This is a genomic window from Dysosmobacter segnis (assembly GCF_014297285.1).
Lineage (GTDB): Bacteria > Bacillota > Clostridia > Oscillospirales > Oscillospiraceae > Oscillibacter > Oscillibacter segnis.
Genome location: NZ_JACOQI010000063.1, coordinates 1 through 3,217, shown reverse-complemented (window position 1 = coordinate 3,217; position 3,217 = coordinate 1). Strand labels below are relative to the sequence as shown.

The window sequence follows — 3,217 nt, the reverse complement described above, 5'->3', positions numbered from 1 at the left end:
GCGGAAATCATTCGATTTCCGCTGTTTTCTGGAGCTAATGATGTGACTCGAACACACGACCTGCTGATTACGAATCAGCTGCTCTACCGACTGAGCTACATTAGCATATTCACTTTTGGAGTCGCAGACCTGATTCTTACGAAGTGTATCCGGGCACTCCGCCTGCTGCTTTTTAAGGCTCTTTGAGGCTTTCCGCTCGGTATATTGCGGGAGGTACGCCCTATCCGCTCCACTGTGTCCATCCACTCATTTCGTTGTGTGGGTCACGGTGTGGGTCAGAGCCATGGGCACCGCCGGTGCGGGGTGGTTTCCGATGACGTGGAAATAGCCGCGCATTTCGCCGGAAATCTCCGCCGGGGGTATGGTTTTGTCCGCTTTTGTGATACCGTTTCCGTCAATAAGAGGAAAGGCGGCGAGTGAGCTATGGCAGTACAATACGGCTACATCCGGGTATCCAGCGCGGAACAGAACGAGGCCCGGCAGGTCATCGCCATGCGCGAGGCGGGACTGGACGGAAACCACATCTACATGGATAAGCAATCGGGCAAGGACTTTGACCGCCCGCAGTACCAGCGGCTGGTGAGGCGGCTCCGCCCCGGCGACCTGCTCTGCGTGCAGAGCATCGACCGGCTGGGGCGGGACTACGAGGAGGTGCGGGAGCAATGGCGGGTGCTGACCAAGGAAAAGCGGGTGAACATCCGGGTCCTGGATATGCCCCTGCTGGACACCCGGCAGGGCCGGGACCTGATGGACACCTTCATCGCCGATTTGGTTTTGCAGATCCTGTCCTTTGTGGCCCAGAGCGAGCGGGAGAGCATCAAAAAGCGGCAGGCGGAGGGCATTGCGGCAGCGAAGGCGAGGGGCGTGAAATTCGGCAGGCCGCCCAGCCCTCTGCCGGAGAATTTCCGCGATGTCCACCGGGACTGGCGGGCGAAAAAGGTCACGCTCCGTCAGGCGGCGGAGCGGTGCGCCATGCCCGAGGGGACGTTTTACGCCAAGGCGGTGCGCCTTGAGCGGGAGAACACCATATAAATGAAAATGTAAATGAAAAAGCAGTTTGAAAAGGTACAGGTTTACAAATTGCCCCGAAACAAAAAAATTTTCCGGTTTTCCACTTAATTTCCCGAAAAACTGTCCGACAATATAGATGAAAGCAGTTTGGAAAGCAGGTTCGCAAACCTGTACCTTTTCAAACCGCCAACCGTGGAAAGGAGTGCCCGTCATGCTTTCATTACAGCTGAAATCCGGTGAATACCTCACCATTGGCGACGACATCGTCGTGCAGGTCTTTGAACAGGGCGGCACCATCCGCGTGGCGGTGAAGGCTCCACGGGAACTGCCGATCCTCCGTGGCGAGGTCCACGAGCGGGACGGCCAGCGGCCCGACGGTCTGCTCCGTCAGCGGCCCAAGCCCCCCTCCGAGCGGGTGCGGAACGCCCGCCGCATGGAGGAGCTGGCGCGGAAAAAGGAAACCGCCGCCGAATGACTTGATTTCTCGCGGCCCGCGCGGACCGCAGGAAATAGATCGCGCGTCAAACGTCCGATACAGTCCGGCCGGATGGTCGGGCGGGCGACGCACCACATTTTGGATGGGGCGCAAGGAAGCGCTCACATTATCATAAGGAGATAAGAACTATGCGTATTCAGCACAACATTATGGCGATGAACGCCTACCGCAACTACAACAACAACACCTCCGCTCTGAGCAAGAACCTGGAGAAGCTGTCCTCCGGCTACAAGATCAACCGCGCCGGTGACGACGCCGCCGGTCTGGCCATTTCCGAGAAGATGCGCGCTCAGATCACCGGTCTGAAGGCCGCTTCCAAGAACGTGAAGGACGGCGTTTCTCTGGTGAAGACCGCTGAGGGCGCTCTGCAGGAAGTCCACGATATGCTCAACCGCATGGACTCTCTGGCTACCCAGTCCGCCAACGGCACCTACGACAACGAGGTGGACCGCCTGAACCTCCAGAAGGAGGTCAACGCCCTCCGCAGCGAGATCGACCGCATCGCCGACAGCTCCAACTTCAACGGCAAGAAGCTGCTGGACGGCAGCATGGACGGTCTCCAGACCATGAACTATCAGAAAGCTTCGACTGGTAATCATGATGCCACCATTGATCTTTCCATCGCCCACGACAAGCAGTTCAGTGCTGGGGGGACCAAAGTAAATCTTCAAATCAAATTTGATACTATCGACGGTAACGATGCAAAGGCCACCCTTGCTGCTAACGGTGAGCTGAAAATTAAGCTGAAGCAGGGCGAGACTTACGATGCCGCTAAGATTCAGGATCTTATTGCAAATGCGGATGTGAAGGCTCTTAACAATCTGAGCGATGATGAGAAGGCTGATTTGGAACAGATCCTGAAAGATGTGCAGGTTTCCGGTAAGGAGCTTAAGATTGCGGCTGACGACACCAGCGTTGCTGCTGCCGACGGCACCGCCGACCCGAACAGAAAGACCGGCGAGAGGCTCACCCTGCAGATCGGCGACACCGCTGACAGCTTCAACAAGATGAAGGTCAACGTGGGCGATATGCACGCCAAGGCGCTGGGCATTGCCGACCTGACCATCGCGGATCAGGACGGCGCTGCCAAGGCTATCCAGTCCATCAAGGATGCCATCAACACCGTGTCCTCCACCCGCGGCGATCTGGGCGCCATCCAGAACCGTCTGGAGCACACCTCCAACAACCTGTCCGTCATGACCGAGAACATTCAGGACGCCGAGTCCACCATCCGCGACACCGACGTTGCCGACGAGATGATGGCTTACACCAAGAACAACATCCTGGTGCAGTCCGCTCAGGCCATGCTGGCTCAGGCCAACCAGGTGCCCCAGGGCGTCCTGCAGCTGCTGCAGTAATTCGCCTCTCGGCACAAACAGCGAATACCATACAGGGAGACGGGCTTTGCCCGTCTCCCTTTTTGTCCGCCAAGACCCCCGCCCGCAAGCAGGGCGGCTCGGGCTCATGGCACCTTGACACCCCTTCCAATTTGTCCTATAGTGATGATAGGCGAAAGCCAAATCTCGCGGCTTTCCGGTGAGGTTCACACCCCGGTGTGACCTCAGGCGTTCATGGACCCCGTAGGGCATTGTGACCACCCTGTACGCAGGAAGTTCCATGAAGGTCGACAGTTTTTGGCGCTGTACCGGCAGCGCGGGTGTGTACCCTTCCGTCGAAAGCGGAAAGGACACAAAATGAACGACTATGTCG

Annotated in this window: 3 protein-coding genes and 1 tRNA gene; 3 read left to right on the top strand and 1 reads right to left on the bottom strand. The window is 57.6% G+C overall.

The genetic code is table 11. The features are described 5' to 3' along the window. Window positions 1-29 precede the first annotated feature (29 nt). Window positions 30-105: transfer RNA gene (locus H8Z83_RS18840), tRNA-Thr, on the bottom strand. Window positions 106-423: 318 nt separating this feature from the next. On the opposite strand from H8Z83_RS18840, the gene H8Z83_RS18835 reads away from it, so the two are divergent. The 3 genes from H8Z83_RS18835 (at window position 424) to H8Z83_RS18825 (ending at window position 2,865) form a co-directional block, all read left to right on the top strand. Next, window positions 424-1,032, top strand: coding sequence for a recombinase family protein (locus H8Z83_RS18835; RefSeq protein WP_187016435.1), 609 nt, complete (start codon window positions 424-426; stop codon window positions 1,030-1,032). Window positions 1,033-1,222: 190 nt separating this feature from the next. Beyond that, complete coding sequence (locus tag H8Z83_RS18830) at window positions 1,223-1,486, top strand: carbon storage regulator (RefSeq protein ID WP_187016434.1); 264 nt, start codon at window positions 1,223-1,225, stop codon at window positions 1,484-1,486. A gap of 149 nt (window positions 1,487-1,635) precedes the next feature. After that, a complete protein-coding gene (locus tag H8Z83_RS18825; RefSeq protein WP_187016433.1) occupies window positions 1,636-2,865 on the top strand; it encodes a flagellin N-terminal helical domain-containing protein in 1,230 nt (409 codons plus the stop codon). The last annotated feature ends 352 nt before the right edge of the window (window positions 2,866-3,217 follow it).

What these genes read in the sequence shown, in the direction of transcription:
- H8Z83_RS18825 (WP_187016433.1), top strand. Translation starts at nt 1,636, where the DNA reads ATGCGTATTCAGCACAACATTATGGCGATGAACGCCTACCGCAACTAC.
- H8Z83_RS18830 (WP_187016434.1), top strand. Translation starts at nt 1,223, where the DNA reads ATGCTTTCATTACAGCTGAAATCCGGTGAATACCTCACCATTGGCGAC.
- H8Z83_RS18835 (WP_187016435.1), top strand. Translation starts at nt 424, where the DNA reads ATGGCAGTACAATACGGCTACATCCGGGTATCCAGCGCGGAACAGAAC.